Source organism: Desulfonatronum thiodismutans (assembly GCF_000717475.1).
GTDB classification, from domain to species: Bacteria; Desulfobacterota; Desulfovibrionia; order Desulfovibrionales; family Desulfonatronaceae; genus Desulfonatronum; species Desulfonatronum thiodismutans.
Map to the genome: position 1 here is coordinate 349,997 of NZ_JPIK01000004.1, position 20,635 is coordinate 370,631.

Consider the following 20,635-nt stretch of genomic DNA (forward strand, 5'->3'; position numbering starts at 1 on the left):
CTCAGCCGCCACGCCATGGCTTTTGGTCAACCCGTCCCAGGCTTTTGGTTGGGTCTCTTGCACCCATGCAATGATATCGGCAGGAAAAAGCGCCCGTTGCCGGTCAAATGCGTGGCAGCCTTCAGGATCATACAGCCAGTCATGAGCGGCCAGATGGGAGCAGATGTCGTTCTCGAACTCGATTTCCTTGTGCAGGCTCATGGGTTCTCCAGGGCGTTACTGCGTGACGTCCGCCAGTCCTCGCACGTCGATCTTGCCGGTCACGGCGGCGGAGATGAGGGCTGAACGCCGTTCCTTGAGGAGGTCTATGGCGTGTCGGGATGTGTCGATCAAATCGTCAATTTTTGAAATCACGGCTAGCAGATGGTCCGTAATTGAGTCTTGCTCTTCTTTTGGCGGAGTGGCCACTAAAAACTCAACTGCATGACTGATATTGAACTGCTCTTGCGCAGCGCCATATTGAACTAACTCTACTTGATACCGCACCATGCGGCTGTTCATGGCAAAGCACAACCACTCGGGGTTGAACATTCCTTTTCTTATGAGCATCACGGAGGCACAGTTCCCTCCTTCGCACTCAGCCGGGATCACGGCAGAGACTCCTGGGGCACCAACTCGCACAGTGACGATATCGCCTTGCTTTAGTTGAGTTTTTCCGTTTCTCTTGCTGTCCTCTCCACTGATCCGACGTGCCCCGTCAACCCTGACCTGCCCCTCCGCGATGTCACCGCCATACAAAAAAGGATATCCTTCATCTGCTACATAGTTGCTCGGATTGACTACGATGCCAACTGAAATCTGAGGGCTAAGATGCTTTAAGCGCTTGATCGCCCAATGCTCCGGAACTTCCCCCAACCACTCCACGCCGCTGTCCTTCATGGGCACATTCGGATCAAGCCCCTTGGTCACGGCATGGGAGATGACCGCCTGCCGCTTCTCCTTGAGGAGGTCAATCAGCTTTTCCTGCTCGGCAACCAGGGCGTCGATCTTGGCGGTCTCACGGTCTAGGAAGGCGGAGATGACGGATTGTTCATAGCGGGGCGGAAAAACAAGCTCAAATGCCGCTAACGCATCTCCAGAAAGCTCCAAAAAAGTCGTTCCTTTGCCCCTGATGTTCAATTGCACTGAGGCAATGGAGAACATGTACGCATAGAATCTTGGCTCAATTATATTTACAGCAATAAGGCATTTACAGCCTTGGTTTGTGCAGAGTCCAACATCAGAAATACCAAGAGAACCAATTGGAGCCCTAGTTGATAAAACAATGCTTCCCTTTGGGACCATTGTTGTGCCACATGACGCTAGACCCTCTGCCGTAATGCGTCGGGCTGAATCCAAAATTTCAAATGATCGTAGATGGCTAAGGTCTGCGGGTGTTATCCATACGATATCACCATCCCAATACAAATCATTGTCAGATTTAGGAGTTGAACCACCAACAATCTGGAAAAGCCTTTTTGTTCGAGCAATACTCCAATGGGATGGCACCTCTCCCAACCAATCAACTCCACTGTCCTTATACTCCGGATACTTCGGAAAGCTCATGCCGTCAGCCCCTCGATCATCGCCTTGATTCTGTCCGTGGTTAGCTTCAAGTCAGCATCAATCATGTCCAAGGGCCGGGGCGGATTGAAAACGTAGAAGTGCCTGTTGAACGGTATCTCGTAACCCACCTTTGTCTTGTCGTGGTCGATCCAGGCATCCGGGGCATGGGGCAGGACTTCCCGCTTGAAGTATTCCTCCACATCCTGGCTCAATGGTACGTTCTCGGTGTCCCTAAGCTTTGAGTCCGGCATGGGCTTGCCCTTCATCTTACCCTTCTGGCCCAGGACGATCTTGCCTTTCGCGTCGCGCTCCGGACGCTCTACGGTGATGGTGCGGTAGCCGAAGTCGGTGTTCTTGAATATCCGGCTGATGGGCTTGCCGTCAGCCTCAGCCTCCACAAATTGGCCGAAAAGCCGGGTGATCTCGGCAATGTGATCCTCGGACAGTTCCTTGCGCTTGCTGCCCAGGCTTTTGCGCATCTTCTGCCACATATTCGAGGCATCAATGAGTTGGACAAGTCCTTTTCGGTGTTCAGGTTTCTTGTTGCTGACGATCCATATGTAGGTGCTGATGCCGGTGTTGTAGAACATGTCCGTGGGCAATCCGACGATGGCTTCCAGAAGATCGTTCTCCAGGACATACCGGCGAATCTCGCTTTCCCCGCTCCCAGCAGCGCCTGTAAATAGCGGCGATCCGTTGAGGACGATGCCGAACCGGCACCCACCTTCAGCCACGGGGCGCATCTTGCTGATGAGGTGGAGCAAGAAAAGCATGGACCCATCGGATATTCTGGGCAGCCCTGGGCCAAAGCGGCCATTAAATCCGAGAGTGGTGTGCTCCTTGCGGACTTCCTTTTCTACCTTCTTCCACTCCACGCCAAAAGGTGGATTGGAGAGCATGTAGTCGAAATATCTCCCGCTGTGTCCGTCATCGGAGAGTGTGTTGCCAAAAACGATGTTCGAAACGTCCTGGCCCTTGATGAGCATGTCCGCCTTGCAGATGGCGAAGGACTCAGGATTCAACTCCTGACCAAAGACCGTCAGTCGGGCTTTGGGGTTGTGCTCGGCAAGATATTCACCGGAAATGGACAGCATGCCGCCGGTTCCAGAGGTTGGGTCATAGAGTGCGCGGACCACGCCAGGCTTGGACAGAACATCGTCGTCTTCGATGAAGATAAGGCAGACCAGAAGCCGGATAACATCTCGCGGGGTAAAGTGTTCTCCGGCTGTTTCGTTTGAAAGCTCGGCGAACTTCCGAATCAGTTCCTCAAAGACAAGCCCCATCTGGTGGTTGCTTACCACGTCAGGGTGGAGGTCGAACTGAGTGAAGCGCTCGGTGACACGATAAAGCAGGCCGCATTTGGCGAGGCGTTCAACTTGGGCGTGGAAGTCAAATCGTTCGAAGATATCCCGCACGGCATAGGAGAACGTATTGATGTAGCTGAAGAGGTTTTCCCGGATGTGATCCTGATCCCCCATGAGCTTCTTCATGTCGAGGGGGGAGGTGTTGAAAAAGGTCTGTCTAGAAGCCCTTAGCAGAAAGGGTTCAGGGTTGATGCCCAGCTTTTGGCGGTTTTCCAACTCGACCAGAACGGCTTGCTTCGTAGGGGCCAGGACGCAATCAAGGCGTCTCAGGACGGTAAAGGGTAGAATAACACGGCCATATTCAGACTGCTTGTAGTCACCCCTCAAGAGGTCAGCGACGGACCAGATGAAGGCGGACAAAGACTGTTGGTTCATAAAGAGACAAAATCCTAATGAGGGTTACTCGAACAGGTCGACTTTGGAATCTTTCTTAATTCAACTCATCCCGAAACTTCTTCGACAACCGAAACACGACCACCTTCCTCGCCTCAAGAGTTATTGGCTTATCAGTAGCCGGGTTGCGGCCCTTCCTGGCCTTCTTGGCATATGCCTCGAACTTGCCGAAGCCTGAGATCAACAGGGCGTGATCGCGAACTATTGCGGTCTTCATAATTGAGATAAGAGACTCAACGTACTTCCTGGCCTCGCCACGGGTACGATCAGTCTTATCGTATACTGCGTCTATGATTTCCGCTTTTGTCAGGGTGCTCATGGGTTATCTCCATTTCAGTGCCCAGCGGGTTGTCTTGAATGAGGGCACGGGGTAGATTTGAACTGGCACACACATGGGGCCTAAGTTGCACATACCACCCCGCCGTGCCGGGCAAGTGCGCGAGTGTCCAGACCAACCCGCACCGCTGGCGGCCTGTTACCTCGGGCGTGGCCAGTACCGGCTCCGGGCTTTGCTCTGGGCCGGTTAATTTTTGTGCGGCAGGACAGACGGGTTACTCATCCCGGCTTTACTTCTCCAGTTCGTTCCCGGCACTGCTCGTACATATCCTCAAATACCATCCGCACTCCGGTATTCTGGCCCAGCGTGTCTCGCCTGACGGCACTGATGATGATTTTCTGGTGCTCGGGCAGGTCCGCTCCGTTGTTAGTGGCGGCCAGGATGATCTTGGCTTTATCGAGGTCGGTCATGGGTTGTGCTCCTTCCCGGTCCGCATATCCGAAACGCCCCCAAAAACAAAGCCAGATCTCATACCGAGATCGGGCTTTTGCTTTTTTCATCCCCTCAAGTCGGGGCAAGAAACAAGATCAACATGAACGATGCTCCCTGAGCACTAAAGTCTCAAACCCCTCAAGTCGGGGCACTTCTGGGAACTATCGATGAGACTATCAAGAATGCCGGAATGGCCAGTTCTCAAACCCCTTGTTAAAAAGTTTGGCCGATCCCATCTCATGCTCTACCACACCAGAGCGTTTACCCGGTCGTGAATCGTCAGGTCTTCAAACATCTCCTGTGCTTCGCGGCTTGGTTTCAACTTTATCGGGAACCGGAATTTTTCCAACGCCTGTTTGATCTGCATTTGAAGTTTTTCCCGGTGAAACAGTTGAACCCATTCCTGGTCGTCACCATCGGCCAGGAGTCTCGGGTCAGGATACTGGTCGATCAGTCCGGCCATCTCCAGTTCCGACACCAGATACAGCGCCGACTCCAGCGGGCTTTCCTGCCCCTGAAGTATTCACCGAAGGTTTTCCTGTACTATCCAAAGCAGGTGTTCCAGGTCGGAGATTTCCGTCAGGCCGTCCGGTACTTGGACTGTCAGGCTTGCCCATTCCTTCTTGGGCATCCAGTACAGGTTTGACTTGGGATACGGCAGGTCGCTCATGGATATGCCCCTCACAGTCAGAGTCGAAATATATCTTCCTCTTGCCAACCAACGAGGCAAAGGTCAATTATGTGCGGGTTTTCGCTTTTCGCTTTTGTGGTTCCAATCAATCAATGAGGCCAACAGCATGAATCTGTACAAAAAAATTCAAGACATCATAGCCCGCCATGATGCACTACAAAGCACTCTTGATGACCTCGAAAAACTCCGTTCAACCATACATCATGCCTTCGGTCCAAAGAGTTTGGCCGTAGATATTCAGGCACTTCGGAGCAAAGTCGTGGAGGACTCTTGGAACGAGCTGTTCTTCCTCCTAAGAATCGATGAGCCCCCGGAAGACTGCCCAGAATTTTCCTTAACAAATGTCCTGAGCTGCCTCGACGAACATAATGTCCGGACAGGTTCCGCCGCCTCTGCTCCCCCTCTGCCCGCAGACATCCCGCAAGACCCGGATGCACTGCTTCGGCTTAAACACATACTCAAGATCGTGCCCGTATCGGCAACGACGTGGTGGAACGGGGTCAAGAGCGGACGCTTCCCCCAGCCTATCGAATTGGGCGGGAAATGCACGGCCTGGCGGCGGCGGGACGTACTGAAGTTGGTGAATAGCCGGTCCACCGCGCAAGGAAAGGAATAAAAAAGGCCGCCCACCGGAAGTGGGACGGCCTTTTGATCCGCGCAACGGTCAACACCGGGTCTCACCCGTCCAGGTTTACCAGTGGCCGTTTTGGATGTTTCGCAAGGTACGCCTCTAAGCCGGGATACTGCTCCAAATGACGCTCAACGGCCTGATCCTGGGTTTCGTGTTCGCCCTGGACGAAGACAAGCGGATAATCGCCCGCCACGCCCTGGGAACGCTCGAGTTTTTTTATCCTTGGTTCAAGATTCGCCATAACATCAACCTCCCTGCTGCTCTTCGAGCCGTGATAACCTGCTCTCCAGTGTCGAAATTTCAATGGCCTTAAGGTGTCCGCTTATGGCCTGGATCATTGTCACCGCTTGCCCGGGTTCAAGCTCGCCTTTTGTCGCCGCCTCGATGATCGCCCGCGTAGCGTCGGGAATGGCCGTGGCGTCCACCAGGGAGGGAAGATCAAGGGTGATGGGCCGTTCTTTTCTTGGCGGGCATATCCGGTCAAGCAAGGCCTTGAGCATAGCAGAATCGCCCTCCTTGGCCTTCTGGATAGCCGCCTGCGCAATCGCCTGGGCCTCACCCTCAAACAACTCATCCACCATAACAGAAACCCGGTTGCGTGACCCGAGTTTCCGCCCCTGGGGGTTGCCCGATTGTCCCGGCTTGAAACGGGTACGCCCGCCCTGTTTTTTTTCTGCTTTGTCAGGTTCTTGAGTCATTACGTTTCACCTCCTTTCCACGGGATGCAATCGCCAATAGTTCATCGTCGCTCATGTCGTAGACCGTCCTCGGGGCACCCACCACGCCCGCACTCGCCGCAACCAAGGCCCGCCCGATTGCAACTTCCGCGCTGATCGCCGGGCCGATCTTCCGGGTCGCAATCGCAATGTCGCGCAGTCGTCTCAGGTCTTTGATGTGGATTTCCAAATCATCACTTTGCTTCATCAGGTTACTTCCTCCTTCGTGCGAAGTCCGCAAGGTTAAGGGCATCCGCCCTGCCGCTGCCAAGCTCTGGCTCTTCGTGTCTGGACCGTCGCCCTTGCTCAGAATGCCGCGTTGCCATTCCTGGGGGCGGACAAGGACATGGGGGATGGACAGAGCGGCAAATCTCCCAATCCGCGAGCACCTCCGCTGCTCGCCACTCCTCGTAGGTCGGGACAACAAGCCTGCCGAGGAGAGTTCGCAATTTTCGCGCTCTGGCTTCGAGCCAGTCAGCCTGTTCCTTGATCTTCGCGTCAAAATCACGCTCCTCTACGCACCGTTCACAAACGCGAAGTCCCTCGTATTCGCCCAGGGTGACTTCGGTCAAAATGGATGATTTTTCAGTGGTTCCGCCGCAAATGTGGCAATGATGCCGCGTAAAACCAGCCGCCTTCACGAATTCAAACTTAATGGATTCCATTGCTTACTCCTGATTTGAATTGTTGATGTCGAAACCGTATTCCTTGCGGTACACGGCCATTCTGGTTTTGGCCTGATGCGCCAGGATAGGTTGAAGCGGATCAACGATATCAAGAATGACCGCAACCTTTCCTGGTGATGGCCGCAATACCCGCCCGCAAAGCTGAATCAATTTGCCGCTCCAGCGTACCGGGGAAGCCAGCACCAGGGAGCAAAGCCCTTTGGCGTCGTACCCTTCGCCAATCAAGGCCGAAGTTGCGAACAGCACGTCCACGCCGCCTTTCTCCAAGTTCGCGGTAATGGACTGCCGCTCCGTGGTCGGGGTCTTGCCGTGCATGACGGCCACTCGGCCATGCCCGCCGTTGCACATAGCGGCCAATCGCTCGATGTGCTCCACCCGGTCTGAAACGCAGAGCACCGGCTTTGAAGCCTTGCGGATCACGTCCAGGATCAGCCGGTTACGGGGTTCATCCTCGATCATGGTTTGCACCATGGCCGCGAAGTCATCCCGATATCCGTACCGGAACCCCGTTTCGTGGATTTCGATTTCAGGCCGAAGCACCGCGCCCTGTTCAACGAGTATGCCATCGTCAACACGATGGACCAGCGGGCCAAGGTGATAATGCAGGGCCGGTGTCATGGCGTCGCGTCGCTGGGGGGTTGCAGTCACCCCAAGGCGATACTTTGCCGGGAACGATGAAGCCACCTGTGAGAATGTGCTGCACGGGGTTCTATGCGCCTCATCCACCACGACCATACCGAAGCAGCCCACAAGGTTGCCCAAGCGGTTTTTGGCGCTCTGAGCCGTTGTAACAGTTACATCGCGGACCAAGCCCTTGCCGTTGCCGATAAGCCCGGCCTGGATGCCCAAGAATTGCTCGATGCGATCCGCCCATTGCTCGAGAAGTGCCGAGGTGTGAACAACCACCAGGGCCGGTTGCTTACGATTGGCAATCATGGCCAGGGCAAACGTGGTCTTCCCGGAACCCGTGGGACTTTGAAGAACCGCGTCGGAATAAGGGGCCAGAGCATCCATGGCTGCTTGCTGGTAATCCCGAAGCCGCCCTCGAAAAACAAAGTCCACCGGGGCCAGGGTCAGCCGGTTGTCGATGATCTCCGGTCTAAACCCGTGAGCCGCCAGCACGCGCCAGGCTTCGCGGGCAAAGCCTCGGGGAACGGTGAGAGAATCCGGCGTTTCCTCGTAGAAACAAAGTTGCCGAGGCAGGTGAGCGCAATACCGCCCACGTTTCGCCGCCTCGATTCTGGCCGGGTTCACAATGGTCAGCCGAGCCTTGATTTTCTCCCGGACCGGTCCGGGAGGGAGTCCGACCACTGTCGCGGAGTTGGTCAAAATCATTTGCATCGCGTCACCTGCCTTACCGTTCGATTGGGTTCGGCCAGAACGAAGCCCACGCAGTCCGAAGTGATCTCCACTCGGACCAAGTTGGAAGCCGTCCAGTTGGAAGACCACGCTAGGCCCCACTCGCTGAAGGGGTAGGGATGCCGTCCAGCACGGAAGAGGGTGCGCCGGGTCCAACCCTGGGCCAACAGTTCCGGCATGTGGTCCTCAATCCGGGGTCGCGCCCTTCTGTACCGCTCCATCATGGCCGGAGTGATCCGTTTCTTGCGTGGGCGCTCCACGGGTTGAGCCGGGGTGGCGGATGTGGCCCGCTTGGTTAGCAGGTGGTCCAGGCCGCCCGATTCCATCAACCGGAACATGGCCGGGCATGCCTCAAGCCATACGTCCGCAATAAAGGCCAAGCTGCCGGGGTCGTTCTCGTAGTCCGGGGCCGTCCACCAAAAGCCGCCGCTCTGGTCCGCGTGAAGCCGGATAAAATCGCGCCGGGCCATATCCAGGATTTCAAGGGCCGCCGTCTCGGGGCACGGGGCCGGGTTCTCGATGCTTGATTCTTCCAGGATAACGGGGCCGCCCTGGGCTTGGGTTTGCAACTCTTCAATGATCTGGGCCTTGTTCTCTCGGATATATCGCCGCAACTCTTCCGCGCCTTTGGGGTCAATCGATTTCAACCCCTCAACCACAAGGCCGCCCTGGGCATCCAACCGGACAACCAACCCCGCGCCGGTCAACGTCTTGATTTTCAGCATTAGAAAACCTCCACGTCTTCGGGGTCCGTGACGGTTTTGCCGGTTGTGCCGGTAGGTTCACGCTCTGTTGCGTTTTCATCTGTGCCGGTTGTGCCGGTTCGATTTTCAACCGGCATTCCTGGGAAGCCTTGCCGTTCCTCGCTTTTGCCGGGTTTGCCGGTTGTGCCGGTTGTTTCTAGGAATTTCATGAAACGGGCAATGTCATCAGGAGAAACGCTCCATCCTTTCTGTTGTCCGGTTCTTGCGCCCTCAAGGCCAAGCTTTGAGCAAACCTTTCCCACTGCCTCGGGGGTCATATGAAAGCGTTCATCCGTTGATCCGTTCACCGTCTCCACGATCCGGGCCGTGGGAAGGAAGCCCTTCACTATCTCGCTTTCCAAGGCCACAATGGCTTCACAAACCCTAAGCTCTCTCCCTGTTGGCATTGCCGCCGCGCCTTTAAGCATCTTCCAGGCATGCCTTTGGTGGGCTTTCAGCCAATCCGCCAACCCACAAGCCCGCGTCATAACGTCCAGGGAAAGCGGGGCATCAATCGCTTTCTCGTCAAGGATTGCATCCATGGCATGCAATTGTAACGCAATCCTCAAGCATTGCCCGCGCAACTTGGCAAGCATGCTGTCTTCATCCTCTTCAGTTCCCAACCATGCTTCAAGGGCAAGCTGATCATGCCACTTGATATAGTATTCTTTCGCTTCACGGTCACAATCGATAACGAGGGGCTGTTGTTCTCGCTCTTTCGTATCGTTAAAATCAAGAATAGTTGCTTGTTCCATAGTTAAGCCCTCTCTTCCTTTCTGATCTTGTAAAGGCCATTGATAAGCCTTTCAATGGTGTTGATTGCCTCAAAACTTTCTGATCTCTCATTGAAATAGGAAGGAGCTTTGATTGCTGCATTGATCATCAGGAAACGAGAAAGAAAGCCGGTCGCTTTATCTGATCCCGTGAAAATATCTTTTGCTTGCACTGGTTGGATTGTTCCATATAAGCTTATGCAAGCATTAGGTACATATGAAACACGACTTTGGTTGATCCTGGATGTTTTCCATGGTCCGCTATCGTATGCACTCATCAACCTGTTTTTCGTTCCACCGCCTGGGCCGTTGCTGTACTTGTCCAACTCAAGCAACAACCCGGCAAGCTCATCACGATAGGCAAGAATTCCAAATGGGTTTACCGCTAGAGTATCGGTCAAGCTTTCAACGGTCCAATCATCAACCAATATATCTTCACGTCTTGGCTTTTCCGGCTTTGGTCCTGGCACTGTATCCTTACGCTTGCTTTCCTTGCCCCATTGTAACAACTCAAGCTCGTAACGCTCTAGGGCCTCTTCAAATCGCTTTTGAAACTGTCGCTCAAGCTTCCTTACCAAACGAAAGAAAAAGCTCGTTACAGGGCTTTTGCCGCTTCCTGATAGGGCAACAAGGGCAAGGTATAGGTTCCCGTATTCAACCCAACCCGTTTTGATCTTCAAACCCATTGCCCGCCCGATCATGGCCGCAACCACTGCAAGCAAAGGGGCAATTGCTGCCTCAATCGGGGCACTCTTCGCTATTGCAACCTCTTTGATCAGGTGGGCAACGTCAGGATGAAAGCAATGAAGCGGGGGAGGGGGGAGGTGATCGCATTTTTCTTGAATAATCCCAGAACAACCGGCATAACCGGCATTACTGGCAAAACCGTTGCCGTTATTGGGTTCCTGGCTGTGCCGGTTGTTTTTCGTACCGGCACAACCGGCATTTTTCAGGGCACGGGCCGCCGCTGCGAAGTCGCCGCCGTGTTCCAGTAGGGCAAAGATTGCGAAGGGGCTGTAACTCTGTTCAGCCTCAAACGGGGCCGCGTTCGTGCTGAAAACCATCAGCACCTTGCCGCCGTTCAGGGATGCACTCCACCCGGAATCCTTGCCGGGCCGCCGCAACCATTCCCGATCACCTTTCGTGATTCCCGCCTTGGTCCATCCATGCCGCTCCAGGATAGGCCAGGGATCGCCCTGCTCATTGAATTGATCGCCAGGACGGTCTCCCTGGTCATCAGCTTGCCGGGGTTCCTGTTTGGGCTTGGCCGGTAGTCGATCCAGGAAGCGGGCCGCCCGTATCAGAGTTTCCCACTGCTCTTTTGAGATTGTGACAATTTCTTGGAATGATCCCCCCATGAGTTCGTAGCCAGGGGATGGGTCCGCCAAGAAATATCCGCCCTCGCCTCGGGTCTCGATCATGCAGGGATGAATGAACCACTTGCCGCCGTCTTCCTGGGCCGTGTATGGCTTGCCCTCGAATTCGTGTTTTCCAGGACCGGGAACGGGGATATTGTCATGGGCAAGCTTGGCATTCCCTGGGATTGTCGCCCCCTCAACACGATACACGACATGCCGACCGCCGCTTTGAGTCCGCTGCCTCGTCAATTTGGCAACCAAGCCGGGTTCAACCGCCTCAACCAATTGCCGCCACTCTTCACCGAATGCCGCCTTGTGATCGAAGTCGAGGCATTCAAGCCCACCCGAAACTTTGCCCGCAACAATGGCAACGGCCTCGAAGTTCAAGGCGTCGATCTCTTGAGGGGTCAGTGCTTGTGCTTGGGACCGCTTCCAGGGGCCTTTCGGAGTCTTCAGCTTAGCATCAACGCTGATAACGGATAGGCCTGCCTGGGAATAAGCCTTGGCCGCCTGTTGGATTGGCAGAATAGATTCGCGGTTAAATGTCATGGCTGCCTTCCCGTGCTACCAGCGCTCGGTCCACCGCCCGATGGAGCCAGGTCCAAGTGGGCCACCCAAGAAAGGCCGCCAAAGTCACCAGAGCGTCCAGCCACCAAGATTGACAAAACTCGCGAAATGAGATATTATTTTTATGTTTTTTCATGAGTTACCTCTTTCAAAGCCTATGACCGCGCGGGGTCATAGGCTTTTCATTTGTCTCAATTTGTCTCAATTACGGGGTTGCACTCTTGAACCCTGGGCGTAAGCGGTCAGGTCGTGTGGCAGGTACCGGATTGCCCGTCCGTATTTCAGATATGCTGGTCCCCTGCTTTTAAGCCTCCATGCCTGAAGCGTTTTCATCGATACCCCCAGTTCCTTCGCTGCCTCTTTTTCGGTGAGGGCCGAGAGCACTGTCGCCCGGTTTTCAAGGTCTGTACGCATCATGATTTCTCCTGTGCTTTCGTGGAAAGCGTATAGGGTTGAAAAAAAAGGCTAATCGCCGCTGTATCGATACCTTGGGCCTTTTTTTGCGTAAGCCTACCTCGCTTTCCTGCCGAATCAACCCGCCTCGGCTGTTTGTTGTCCCTCATGTCAACCAAGACTGTTTCTGTCCTATTTAGGAACAAAAAAAGGCAGTAACCACAGATGGTTACTGCCTTGCACACAAAAGAGGGGAGGCAGGGCTATTTGCTTCGGGCCATTGTCTCGATCCGCTCTCTCAACTGTTTACTCGTTTCGTCGCCACGGTTCAGAATCTCGCAAATATGAACCAGTTCGTCTTGTTGCTCAAAAAGTCCTTCAGAAACGACACCTGCCTATCAATAGACCACCCCTGGGTTTACCGGGCCTGCCCCAAAGGGATCACCCTGCCTTGGCCGCTATGGGCATTGCTCAAAATCTCATCCATCACGCCCGCCGCATTATTCAACCGTTCATCCCTGACCTTGGCATAGCGTAGGGTCATGGCCGGGCTTTTGTGAGTGAGCAACTTCTGAAGGGTAGGCAGATCAACCTTGCCGCTGCTGATAAGGGCGCAAGCGTAGGCATGTCTCAGCCCGTGCATGGGCCGGAAGCCCTCGGGCAGGTTCGCCGCTTCCCGTATCCTGTTTATCTGCCTCTTGACGCAGGCAATATGCCTCTTGGGGTCTTTACCAGGGAACACCCATGGGGAAGGTCCACCTTCCATTGTCACCCTGGGGATGCTCTCAAGGATAGTCCGCGCCGTGCTGTTCAGAGGGATCGCTTGATCTTCGCCGCCCTTTGGGTTCGTTATCCTTATGTTTCCACGGTCAAAACTGATTTCATCCCATCGAAGTTTGTAAATCTCGCTTTTCCGCATGCCGGTAGCCAGGGCAAGCCGCATCACGTCCGCGCCTTGTCGGTCACAATCAGGGGCATCCTGGATAGCCTCAAGCAACGAGTGCAATTGATCCTCGCTCAGGTCTTCCGTAGTCTCGTTGTTGACCTTGCCGATCTCGCTCTTCAGGTCGATCTTGAATTTCTTGGAGTAAGGGGGATCAATCCGCCCCATGTCCACGGCATAGCTTATGATCCGCTTGAGCAATACCAGAACGTGTTTCCGGGTCATCACGGACAAACCCTTGTCCTTCATCTTCTTGTTGATCCGCTGCACGTCCAGGGTCACAAGTTCGCTGGGCATCTTGTCAGCCAGGAAAGGGGCAAGGTGAAGGTTCCAACGCCCCTCTTCGCTGTTCATGGATTTCTTGTCAGACTTGGCAGTCTTGAATTCATCCCACAACCGGGCCAGGATAGGCTTGTTGTCTTCCTGTTCCCTCCGGGCCGCCTCTTCAGCTTGCCGAGCCTCTTCCTCGATCTTCCGTTGCCGATCAGCTTCCCGTTCCGCTTCCCGAGTCTGGGCCTTGCCCTCGATTAACAACGCCCGCTGTTTGGCCGCCTTCGCCGGGGTCATGTCGTCAAGGTATTGCCGCCCAACCGCTGTTTCAACGATCTTGCCCCTCACCTTGTAAACCGCAAAATAGCTTTTCTCTTCACCCTTGCCGCCAAGCCTGGGCACGATCCGATAAAATACGCCCTTGTAATCTGTCTTGATCCGTTTGCTCATCTTGCCACCCTCCCATTCCAACCTTTGGGGGATCACTCGGGATGAAAAGCCTTTGGTTCAAGCCATTCCAACCCCGTTTCCATTCCAACCATTATTCCAACCTTCAGCATCAAAAAGCAGGGCAAACGATAGGACAGAAAAGGCAAGAGGTCAAGCACCTATTGCAGGTAAAGCCATGTTATTCAGGATATTATGGAAAAAGAAAGGAAAGGGAAGGAAAGGGCCTATATGCTGTGCCCACGGTCTCATAACCCGAAGGTCGCAGGTTCAAATCCTGCCCCCGCTACCAGCAAATTCAAGGGGTTAAAGCTAAATCAGCTTTAACCCCTTTTTCTTTTGCTACCCTATTGCTACCCACTTGGCCGAAGCAATCTTTGCAAGAAGACTTGATCCTGATTGGTGTGTGTTATTTTGGGTCAGGTTTCGCTCTTCGATCGATCCTTCGCCCACCCACATCCAGACCGCGTCCCGTCATCACCCCAAGCCCCCGCGCAGCCCCAGCCGACCACCCCCCTGCCACAAGCCGCCCTTGCCCTCCAGCCCGCCCACGACAGGACCGAGTCGGTTTCGGGCGTTGGGGATGAGGCTCGGCCAGAACCTCATACTGTGACCGCCCCATCCCCTTCCTGACCGCTCTCGAACCCAGACGCCGCTGATAGCCTCCAACCCTGCCAGCCCTGCGCTGAAGGACGCACAGGGCAACCTCGCGCCTTGCAGGATGGTCCCACGCCAGAAAGAGAAAGGCCACCCATCCCAGAAGGGCAGGCGGCCTTTGCGCAGAGGGCGTGTGTTTGTTCTCTATGGCGAATCAATAGGTATTACGGACACACCAGACGTAGAATGGATTATCTTTATGACTTAGCCTGGATAATGTTCCTGTCAACATGTGCATGGAATAACGCGCATGCTCCCCATAACCTGTGTAATGGGTGCTGGTCCAATAATATTCACCTTGGATTCCTTCAAAAGGGTGCTGACCGCGAGTTGCCTTGTAAATTGCGGGGAACTCATCCTTTGAGGGCAGTCTCCATCCCGTGATGCTATCCGCGGCAAGCGAAGCGCATCGGGATGTGGCGGAATCCCAATCCATGTTGCCAAACATATTGGCATCCTTCGTCCACATCAGCCCCGTCACAGTATCCGTCACCGTACCGTTCCCATTGTCCACGAACCTCTGGGCCTGGGCTTCGCTTGTAATGACCATCCCGGCCAGGCAGAGCATGAAGGCCAGGGCTGCTGTTGTGAAAAGCTTTGTCCATATTTTCCGCATGGCGATACTCCTTGATGATATTGCATGATCTTCACAGTCTGAATGCCTTCAGCCTTCTGCTTTGACTGAATGAGGCTGTCCTCAACGACAACCCAATTTAATCAAAGGGCCAAATCTCAGAACAGTCAAATCAACGATCACTGTGCGGGACGCACGGCGCGAGCATAATAAGTATTAAACTTATTGAAGTGGCTCACGAGGCCGCTACCGAAGTCGACGATCCACGCGTTGAGCCTATAGCTGGCGTAGGTAGTAGACGACCAGTAATAGGACGGCACTAATTCCATCAAAGATTTACATGGCCGGTTGTTCAGATTTGCTAATTCATCGATGCTTGGCAACCTCCAACCCGAATGTCCGCCAAGTGGAAGTTCGGATACATATCTCATGGCATCATCCCAGGTCCCCATGCCAGCCGTTTCCTTCTGCCACATCAGGCCGGTGCCATTGTCCGTCACGGTCCAGCCCCCGTTGTCCAGGCACTGCTGGGCAAAGGATGTAGAAGAGATAAATAGCATTGTCAGACAGAAAGTGAGTGAAATTGCCATTGTTCCAAATGTCTTCATGAATTTTTGTTCATAGCAATTTTCGTTTTTTGGAATTAAAAGTTTCGTATACAAAGCGGTTTTTTAACAGATAAATAGTTAAATTGACTGGCTATCTGCTTTTTCCGCTTCATTCCAAATTATTTAATTCGTCACACACCACGGTCTGCATCTCGCTTTTGTGTTTCCCTCATTATTTTGTCGTGCGGCACGAACATGGTGACGGATGGATTTATCAACAGAAATTGTATCAGAGTTGTTGAAGGTGACTGTCAATGCTTCGGAACCAGTAGAGGTGAATGACCAATATAAAGAATCTGCTGCCCCTTCTAGCATTGACTTGCATGCCGAAGAATACAATCTGACTAATGTATTTGCATCAGCCAATGCCCAGTCAGAATGTCCAGCCAATGAAAGGCCGGAAGTATAATTCATGGCCGCATCCCAGTTCATTGGACCAGCCGTTGCTTTCTGCCACATCAGGCCGGTTCCGTTGTCCGTCACTGTTCCATCCCCGTTGTCCACGCACTGCTGGGCGAATGCCGTGCCGGACATGACCAGCCCGGTCAGGCAGAGCATGAAGGCCAGGGCTACTGTTGTGGAAAGCTTTCTCCATATATTTGGCATGGTGTTTCTCCTACCCCTTTCGTTTGCGAACAGTGGTGGCTTCTGAAAAATAAAGTCACTCACTTCAGGATGTTGGACCTCCGTGACAGGGCCAACTGCAGCTGTTGTCCTTTGTCAAACCCGGCTGCGGGCCGCCGCCCTTCCAGTGCGGGCAGTCGAAATGCCGCGTGTCCTTGCTGAGGCAATCGTTTCTGTCCATCACGCATTCATCGAGACAGTCCATGTTCCCCGGGGGGCACAGGGCCTCGCACTGGTTCCATTTCGCGTCGCAGGAATCCTTGATGCTCGTGAAGGTTTGGTTGCAGCAGGCGATGCAGTCGAGCAGGTCGGGGCAGCCGTGGACGCAGTCGATATAGGTGCCGGTTGCGGCGTGAAGGTTGGGGGTTGCCATGAACAGCAGGGCCAGGGAAGCGGACAGGATGAGTTTTCGCATTTTCAATCTCCTTTTGTGAGTTGAAGGTTTAATTTCGATGATGCTTCTTTCTAAGCACGATCCATGCCAGAATAAAATAATACAATTCCAGAATGTTAAAAAATTACGCCAACCAATCAAACCCCTGCTGTTTGCGCCAATTCCATTGGCACTGCCAACACTTCTGGCAAATAGTAAGCTGTCCCCATGCCGTTTGCTGATCTCGCTGGGGTGGTGTGACTATTGGGATGGATGTGAATATCAGGGTGCTGTTGGTGGGGCAATGGGGTGAGGCATTGATGGCCGGTGCCATGGGTAGAGGAGAAAGCCTGAACGTTGAGATTTAGTTCGAAGAAACAAGTTCAATCCATGTCGCATTGCCCGAGGGAATCGCTTTGATTCCCTCGGGCTTTTGCTGTGAGGTAGCAGACTGTACGCAGCGCAAAACGGCAAGCCTACTGAATCTTGGCAAATCCCTAAAAATCTATCCCCTCCAGATAGGCCTCCGGAGCCGTCTTTTCCACGTGCCGCTGTTATGTCTTTTTGTTGGAAACCACCCGTTCCAACACCTTCGCCAAATCCTCCATCCTCACCGGCTTGCCCAGATAGTCGTCCATTCCGGCAGCCAGAAACTTCTCCCGGTCGCCGAGCATGGCATAGGCGGTCAGGGCAATGATCGGCGTTCGCCGGTGGGAGGGCTGAGGGATGAGACCTGAAACCTGAGAGCCAGACGTCCGCCCTCCGACGTCCGATTTCTGACTACTGACTTCTGACTCCTGACTCCTGATCCTTTTCGTCGCCTCCACCCCGTTCATTACCGGCATCTGCACGTCCATCAGGATCACGTCGAAGTCCTGGGCGGCGAGAAGGTCCAAAACCTGTTGGCCGTCTTCGGCCAGGGCCACGGTGTGTCCGGCCTTTTCCAGCAGCATCTGGATGGGGAGGGCATTGGACGGTTCGTCCTCGGCCAGCAGGATGCGCAGCTTCTGCTTTGCTTCGGGCGATTTCGGCATCTCCTGAAGCTTGAGGCTGTCCTCACCGACAGGAAATTTGAACGGCAGAATCACATTCACGGTGGTTCCTTCGCCGACAGTAGAGACCACGGAGATATTCCCGCCCATAAGGTCCACGAGGCGCTTGACAATGGATAACCCCAATCCCGCGCCCTGAAAGCTGCGAGTGTACGATCCCTCCACCTGAAAGAACGGATTGAAGACGTTTCTGAGCTTATTCACGGGAATTCCAATACCTGTATCCGCAACGGTGAAAAGCAGCTTGCAAACGTCTCCCTTGTCGGATGTTAACGGAGTCACATCAACCCGAATGCTCCCCTTGTCCGTAAACTTCAAGGCGTTGCCCACCAAGTTGAAGAGTACTTGCCGGACTCGTGCCTCGTCCCCAACGATCCGGGCGGGAATGGACGACTCAATGGCGCATTCCAGGGTCACGCCCTTGTTTCTTGCATCGAACGTGAACAGTCCGAACACGGAATCCCGCAACTCCTCAAGGCTGAACTCCGACTCATGAATGTCCATTTTCCCGGCCTCAATCCGGGACAGATCCAGGATGTCCGAAAGCAGTCTGGTCAGACGGTTGGCCGAACCAACAGCCAACCGCACATACTGCTTTTGATCGTCATCCAGGGCAGTGACCTCCAGAAGCTGCATCATGCCCATGATTCCGTTGATAGGGGTGCGTATTTCATGGCTCATGTTGGCCAAAAATTCAGATTTGGCCTTGTTGGCGGCTTCAGCCTGCTCCTTGGCCTGGATCAGGGCTTGTTCGATCTGTTTAAGCTCAGTCAGGTCGATATCGATGCAAAACAATTCAGGTGGCTGGTTGGGTCTCCGGACAACTGCATGGCTGGAATAGACCTGGATACGCGACCCGTCCTTCCGCTTCAGATGGAGTTCCGCCGCTGGAATAGACATTCCGGTTTCAGACATGGTTTGGATTGCCCGAACAACATCAGTCCGCATTTCGTCTGGAATAATCAGGTCCACAAGATTCTTTCCAATGGCTTCATCCGACGAGAACCCATAGAATCTCTCAGATGCTTTATTCCAAAAGAGCGTTTTGCCGTCCATCCCATATCCCTGGACCGCGACAGTGGGAACTTGTTCAAAGAGATTGCGGAAACGCGCTTCACTCTCGCGAAGCGCCTCTTCGGCTCGTTTTTGTTCGGTGATGTCCCTGAATTCAACGACGCGAACCATCTTGCCCTTGTAGGGAATGTTTCTTGCCTCAAGGCGCACGGGATATTCCTCGCCACTCTTGCGCACCCCGAATGCTTCATAAGGTTTTTCGTAGCCGGAAAGAATGTTGTTCATCACCATATCGCGCGACTGCTCAGCTATCAGCAAAAGACCATCCATCCCGATAAGCTCATCATAGCCATACCCGGTGATCTCGGAGAGCCCCTGGTTGCACTCCAGGATAACGCCTTTGTCGTGGATGGTGATGCCGCCGAATGATGCATTATGCAGGGCCTTGAAACGGATCTCGCTCTCCAGGAGTGCCTCTTCGGCCCGCTTGCGGTCGGTAACGTCGGCGAAAATACAGGCGAACTGACCGGGTTTCGGGCTAAATGCCGTAACCACGAAATGTTTTTGCAGCGCAGCTGAAAAATTATCGAAAACGACAGGTTCCCCTGTCAGGGCCACATGCCCGTACGTCTTGATCCAGTGGTCTTCAGTTTCAGGCAAAGTCTCCAGGACGGTTTTGCCAATAATGTCCTCGCCTTTTAGACCTGTAGCCCTCTCGAATGCAGGGTTTGCGGCCAGGAATCGATAGTCTGCCGGTTCACCCGAGTCGTTGCAGATAATTTCATGCAGGGCAAAGCCGTCCAACATTTCGCGAAAAAGCATCTGGTACTGCTCTTCCGCCTGTTTGCGATCAGTGATGTCCTCGAACGTGGCATAGGCCTGAAAGGGCTTTGCTTCTCCTGGCTGGAACAAAGGAATAGCCGTGATGGACAACCAGATATGGGCGTTCTTGTCCGGATGAAACACCCCCCGGATCACAGGCCCGAAAGTTTCTCCGGTGCGCAGGGAGATCATGGCCGGATGGCCCTCTCCTGGAACCGCTGTCCCGTCTTCCTCGATCATTTTCCAACGAGGGTCCATGGACGTCTTGCCCTGCATCTGGTCGAAGGTAAGGCCAAGAATCCTTTCCGCGGCTGGATTCGCTGAAATGATGGTGCCGTCGGCTGCATGATAAACCACACCCTGAGTCATGGTCTCGAAAAAGCGGCGGTGCTTTTCCTCGCTCTCCTTCAGCGCTCTCTCTGCCCGCTTGCGATCGGTAATGTCACGAGAAAAAATACTGACACCGATGACCCGGCCACGCTCATCACGGATCGGGCTGTGGGTGACTTCTATAAACACCCTGGACAGTTCCTGATTACCGGAAAAGGCCTCATCTATGAACGAATCGCCACCCAAAGCCCGATCCAGATTACGACGGGATATTTCCCTGTCCTCCGCAACGGTTTGATATTCATAAAGACTGTGTCCAATCTGGATATCCACGCCATACAGCGCCTTCATCCCCTGGGCATGCCTTTTATTGAAGCTGGTGTAACGATATTCGCGGTCCAGAGAGAAAATGGGGGAGAGACAGCTTTCCATGATCCCCTCCAGCAGTGCATTCTTGAACCGCAAGTCCTCCTCGGCCCGTTTGCGTTCAGTGATGTCTGACGTGAAACCCTGGTAGTGAGTGACGGCTCCGGTTTCATCCCGGATCGCACGGGCGTTTCTCGAAACCCAAAACTCGGTTCCGTCCCTTCGGCGCAACCGACATTCATGGTTGACCATCTCTCCCTGCTCTTCCAGAAGGCGTTTGAATTCATCCCTGTCCGCCGGATTGACATATACTTGGGCGGCAATGTCCGTGATGGATGCGATCATCTCCGTGGGCGACGCGTAACCATACATTTTCGCCAAGGCGGTATTTGCACTGAGAAAACGCCCCTCGGGCGTGGACGTGAAGATGCCGATGGGCGCGTTCAAAAGAATGTCGTGAGCGTTGGAAAAGCCTGTCTGTGCAGGACTTTCTTCAAGACGTTGCTTCTGGGCCATGCGGAACTCCTGGGGCAGTGCGGCGGGATGATGGGGATGGGGGGTTACTGA

The 20,635-nt window shown here is 54.0% G+C and carries 23 protein-coding genes; 1 reads left to right on the plus strand and 22 read right to left on the minus strand.

The features are described from left to right. Positions 1-216: 216 nt before the first annotated feature. The 6 genes from GY33_RS0102240 to GY33_RS21195 all read right to left on the minus strand — a co-directional run bounded on the left by GY33_RS0102240 (position 217) and on the right by GY33_RS21195 (position 4,741). A complete protein-coding gene (locus GY33_RS0102240; RefSeq protein WP_084184731.1) occupies positions 217-1,545 on the minus strand; it encodes a restriction endonuclease subunit S in 1,329 nt (442 codons plus the stop codon). Next, on the minus strand, positions 1,542-3,284 hold the full coding sequence (locus GY33_RS0102245; RefSeq protein WP_031385772.1) for a type I restriction-modification system subunit M: 1,743 nt from the start codon (positions 3,282-3,284) through the stop codon (positions 1,542-1,544). The genes GY33_RS0102240 and GY33_RS0102245 overlap by 4 nt, the downstream gene beginning before the upstream one ends. Before the next feature lie 55 nt (positions 3,285-3,339). Beyond that, the gene (locus tag GY33_RS0102250; protein ID WP_031385773.1) at positions 3,340-3,621 is read right to left on the minus strand and encodes an integration host factor subunit alpha; all 282 of its coding nucleotides are present in this window, start codon (positions 3,619-3,621) and stop codon (positions 3,340-3,342) included. Between the two features lie 236 nt (positions 3,622-3,857). Next, entirely contained in the window at positions 3,858-4,049 is a 192-nt protein-coding gene (locus GY33_RS0102255) for a hypothetical protein (RefSeq protein ID WP_031385774.1), read from the minus strand. Positions 4,050-4,315: 266 nt separating this feature from the next. Further along, a complete protein-coding gene (locus GY33_RS0102260) occupies positions 4,316-4,534 on the minus strand; it encodes a hypothetical protein (protein WP_152555034.1) in 219 nt (72 codons plus the stop codon). Positions 4,535-4,594: 60 nt separating this feature from the next. Further along, positions 4,595-4,741 carry a hypothetical protein gene (locus GY33_RS21195; RefSeq protein ID WP_153304575.1) on the minus strand — a complete coding sequence of 49 codons (147 nt, stop codon included), beginning with the start codon at positions 4,739-4,741 and terminating at the stop codon, positions 4,595-4,597. Positions 4,742-4,868: 127 nt separating this feature from the next. On the opposite strand from GY33_RS21195, the gene GY33_RS20240 reads away from it, so the two are divergent. Further along, complete coding sequence (locus GY33_RS20240; protein ID WP_084184752.1) at positions 4,869-5,378, plus strand: helix-turn-helix transcriptional regulator; 510 nt, start codon at positions 4,869-4,871, stop codon at positions 5,376-5,378. Positions 5,379-5,439: 61 nt separating this feature from the next. Here GY33_RS20240 and GY33_RS0102275 read toward each other — a convergent pair whose 3' ends face one another. From GY33_RS0102275 to GY33_RS19580, 16 genes are all read right to left on the minus strand, one after another. Then, positions 5,440-5,634 carry a hypothetical protein gene (locus GY33_RS0102275; protein ID WP_031385777.1) on the minus strand — a complete coding sequence of 65 codons (195 nt, stop codon included), beginning with the start codon at positions 5,632-5,634 and terminating at the stop codon, positions 5,440-5,442. A gap of 4 nt (positions 5,635-5,638) precedes the next feature. After that, positions 5,639-6,091 (minus strand): DUF5681 domain-containing protein, encoded by a 453-nt coding sequence (locus tag GY33_RS0102280; protein ID WP_031385778.1) that lies wholly within the window; start codon positions 6,089-6,091, stop codon positions 5,639-5,641. Further along, the gene (locus GY33_RS0102285; protein ID WP_031385779.1) at positions 6,075-6,317 is read right to left on the minus strand and encodes a hypothetical protein; all 243 of its coding nucleotides are present in this window, start codon (positions 6,315-6,317) and stop codon (positions 6,075-6,077) included. Before GY33_RS0102285 ends, GY33_RS0102280 begins: the two co-directional genes overlap by 17 nt. A gap of 4 nt (positions 6,318-6,321) precedes the next feature. Continuing rightward, on the minus strand, positions 6,322-6,774 hold the full coding sequence (locus tag GY33_RS20820; RefSeq protein ID WP_152555035.1) for a PHD finger domain-containing protein: 453 nt from the start codon (positions 6,772-6,774) through the stop codon (positions 6,322-6,324). 3 nt (positions 6,775-6,777) lie between these two features. Next, positions 6,778-8,136 carry a DEAD/DEAH box helicase gene (locus GY33_RS0102295; RefSeq protein ID WP_051822204.1) on the minus strand — a complete coding sequence of 453 codons (1,359 nt, stop codon included), beginning with the start codon at positions 8,134-8,136 and terminating at the stop codon, positions 6,778-6,780. Next, the gene (locus GY33_RS0102300; protein WP_031385782.1) at positions 8,127-8,879 is read right to left on the minus strand and encodes a hypothetical protein; all 753 of its coding nucleotides are present in this window, start codon (positions 8,877-8,879) and stop codon (positions 8,127-8,129) included. The genes GY33_RS0102295 and GY33_RS0102300 overlap by 10 nt, the downstream gene beginning before the upstream one ends. Continuing rightward, positions 8,879-9,652, minus strand: coding sequence for a DUF3987 domain-containing protein (locus tag GY33_RS21770; protein ID WP_031385783.1), 774 nt, complete (start codon positions 9,650-9,652; stop codon positions 8,879-8,881). Before GY33_RS21770 ends, GY33_RS0102300 begins: the two co-directional genes overlap by 1 nt. Before the next feature lie 2 nt (positions 9,653-9,654). Then, entirely contained in the window at positions 9,655-11,577 is a 1,923-nt protein-coding gene (locus tag GY33_RS0102310) for a DUF3987 domain-containing protein (protein ID WP_031385784.1), read from the minus strand. A 219-nt stretch (positions 11,578-11,796) separates the two neighbouring features. Further along, positions 11,797-12,012 (minus strand): helix-turn-helix domain-containing protein, encoded by a 216-nt coding sequence (locus tag GY33_RS0102315; RefSeq protein WP_235185436.1) that lies wholly within the window; start codon positions 12,010-12,012, stop codon positions 11,797-11,799. A gap of 394 nt (positions 12,013-12,406) precedes the next feature. Beyond that, the gene (locus tag GY33_RS0102320) at positions 12,407-13,651 is read right to left on the minus strand and encodes a tyrosine-type recombinase/integrase (RefSeq protein ID WP_031385786.1); all 1,245 of its coding nucleotides are present in this window, start codon (positions 13,649-13,651) and stop codon (positions 12,407-12,409) included. A 474-nt stretch (positions 13,652-14,125) separates the two neighbouring features. Then, positions 14,126-14,254 (minus strand): hypothetical protein, encoded by a 129-nt coding sequence (locus tag GY33_RS21775; protein WP_268746620.1) that lies wholly within the window; start codon positions 14,252-14,254, stop codon positions 14,126-14,128. Positions 14,255-14,459: 205 nt separating this feature from the next. Then, positions 14,460-14,921, minus strand: a complete 462-nt coding sequence (locus tag GY33_RS19575) for an Lcl C-terminal domain-containing protein (RefSeq protein WP_051822205.1) — start codon at positions 14,919-14,921, stop codon at positions 14,460-14,462. A 137-nt stretch (positions 14,922-15,058) separates the two neighbouring features. Beyond that, positions 15,059-15,487 carry an Lcl C-terminal domain-containing protein gene (locus GY33_RS0102340; RefSeq protein WP_031385788.1) on the minus strand — a complete coding sequence of 143 codons (429 nt, stop codon included), beginning with the start codon at positions 15,485-15,487 and terminating at the stop codon, positions 15,059-15,061. A gap of 123 nt (positions 15,488-15,610) precedes the next feature. Beyond that, positions 15,611-16,093 (minus strand): Lcl C-terminal domain-containing protein, encoded by a 483-nt coding sequence (locus tag GY33_RS20245; protein ID WP_084184732.1) that lies wholly within the window; start codon positions 16,091-16,093, stop codon positions 15,611-15,613. A 64-nt stretch (positions 16,094-16,157) separates the two neighbouring features. Continuing rightward, positions 16,158-16,526, minus strand: a complete 369-nt coding sequence (locus GY33_RS0102350) for a hypothetical protein (RefSeq protein ID WP_031385790.1) — start codon at positions 16,524-16,526, stop codon at positions 16,158-16,160. Between the two features lie 512 nt (positions 16,527-17,038). After that, a complete protein-coding gene (locus tag GY33_RS19580; RefSeq protein WP_161788431.1) occupies positions 17,039-20,584 on the minus strand; it encodes a PAS domain S-box protein in 3,546 nt (1,181 codons plus the stop codon). Positions 20,585-20,635 lie beyond the last annotated feature (51 nt).

Excerpts from the sequence above, each read along its gene's own strand:
- GY33_RS0102255 (WP_031385774.1), bottom strand. The coding sequence starts at position 4,049 with ATGACCGACCTCGATAAAGCCAAGATCATCCTGGCCGCCACTAACAAC.
- GY33_RS20820 (WP_152555035.1), bottom strand. The coding sequence starts at position 6,774 with ATGGAATCCATTAAGTTTGAATTCGTGAAGGCGGCTGGTTTTACGCGG.
- GY33_RS21770 (WP_031385783.1), bottom strand. The coding sequence starts at position 9,652 with ATGGAACAAGCAACTATTCTTGATTTTAACGATACGAAAGAGCGAGAA.
- GY33_RS19580 (WP_161788431.1), bottom strand. The coding sequence starts at position 20,584 with ATGGCCCAGAAGCAACGTCTTGAAGAAAGTCCTGCACAGACAGGCTTT.
- GY33_RS20240 (WP_084184752.1), top strand. The coding sequence starts at position 4,869 with ATGAATCTGTACAAAAAAATTCAAGACATCATAGCCCGCCATGATGCA.
- GY33_RS0102245 (WP_031385772.1), bottom strand. The coding sequence starts at position 3,284 with ATGAACCAACAGTCTTTGTCCGCCTTCATCTGGTCCGTCGCTGACCTC.
- GY33_RS19575 (WP_051822205.1), bottom strand. The coding sequence starts at position 14,921 with ATGCGGAAAATATGGACAAAGCTTTTCACAACAGCAGCCCTGGCCTTC.
- GY33_RS0102315 (WP_235185436.1), bottom strand. The coding sequence starts at position 12,012 with ATGATGCGTACAGACCTTGAAAACCGGGCGACAGTGCTCTCGGCCCTC.
- GY33_RS0102275 (WP_031385777.1), bottom strand. The coding sequence starts at position 5,634 with ATGGCGAATCTTGAACCAAGGATAAAAAAACTCGAGCGTTCCCAGGGC.
- GY33_RS0102250 (WP_031385773.1), bottom strand. The coding sequence starts at position 3,621 with ATGAGCACCCTGACAAAAGCGGAAATCATAGACGCAGTATACGATAAG.
- GY33_RS21195 (WP_153304575.1), bottom strand. The coding sequence starts at position 4,741 with ATGAGCGACCTGCCGTATCCCAAGTCAAACCTGTACTGGATGCCCAAG.
- GY33_RS0102285 (WP_031385779.1), bottom strand. The coding sequence starts at position 6,317 with ATGAAGCAAAGTGATGATTTGGAAATCCACATCAAAGACCTGAGACGA.
- GY33_RS20245 (WP_084184732.1), bottom strand. The coding sequence starts at position 16,093 with ATGCCAAATATATGGAGAAAGCTTTCCACAACAGTAGCCCTGGCCTTC.
- GY33_RS0102300 (WP_031385782.1), bottom strand. The coding sequence starts at position 8,879 with ATGCTGAAAATCAAGACGTTGACCGGCGCGGGGTTGGTTGTCCGGTTG.
- GY33_RS0102320 (WP_031385786.1), bottom strand. The coding sequence starts at position 13,651 with ATGAGCAAACGGATCAAGACAGATTACAAGGGCGTATTTTATCGGATC.
- GY33_RS21775 (WP_268746620.1), bottom strand. The coding sequence starts at position 14,254 with ATGAGGTTCTGGCCGAGCCTCATCCCCAACGCCCGAAACCGACTCGGT.
- GY33_RS0102260 (WP_152555034.1), bottom strand. The coding sequence starts at position 4,534 with ATGGCCGGACTGATCGACCAGTATCCTGACCCGAGACTCCTGGCCGAT.
- GY33_RS0102295 (WP_051822204.1), bottom strand. The coding sequence starts at position 8,136 with ATGCAAATGATTTTGACCAACTCCGCGACAGTGGTCGGACTCCCTCCC.
- GY33_RS0102340 (WP_031385788.1), bottom strand. The coding sequence starts at position 15,487 with ATGAAGACATTTGGAACAATGGCAATTTCACTCACTTTCTGTCTGACA.
- GY33_RS0102240 (WP_084184731.1), bottom strand. The coding sequence starts at position 1,545 with ATGAGCTTTCCGAAGTATCCGGAGTATAAGGACAGTGGAGTTGATTGG.
- GY33_RS0102310 (WP_031385784.1), bottom strand. The coding sequence starts at position 11,577 with ATGACATTTAACCGCGAATCTATTCTGCCAATCCAACAGGCGGCCAAG.
- GY33_RS0102350 (WP_031385790.1), bottom strand. The coding sequence starts at position 16,526 with ATGCGAAAACTCATCCTGTCCGCTTCCCTGGCCCTGCTGTTCATGGCA.
- GY33_RS0102280 (WP_031385778.1), bottom strand. The coding sequence starts at position 6,091 with ATGACTCAAGAACCTGACAAAGCAGAAAAAAAACAGGGCGGGCGTACC.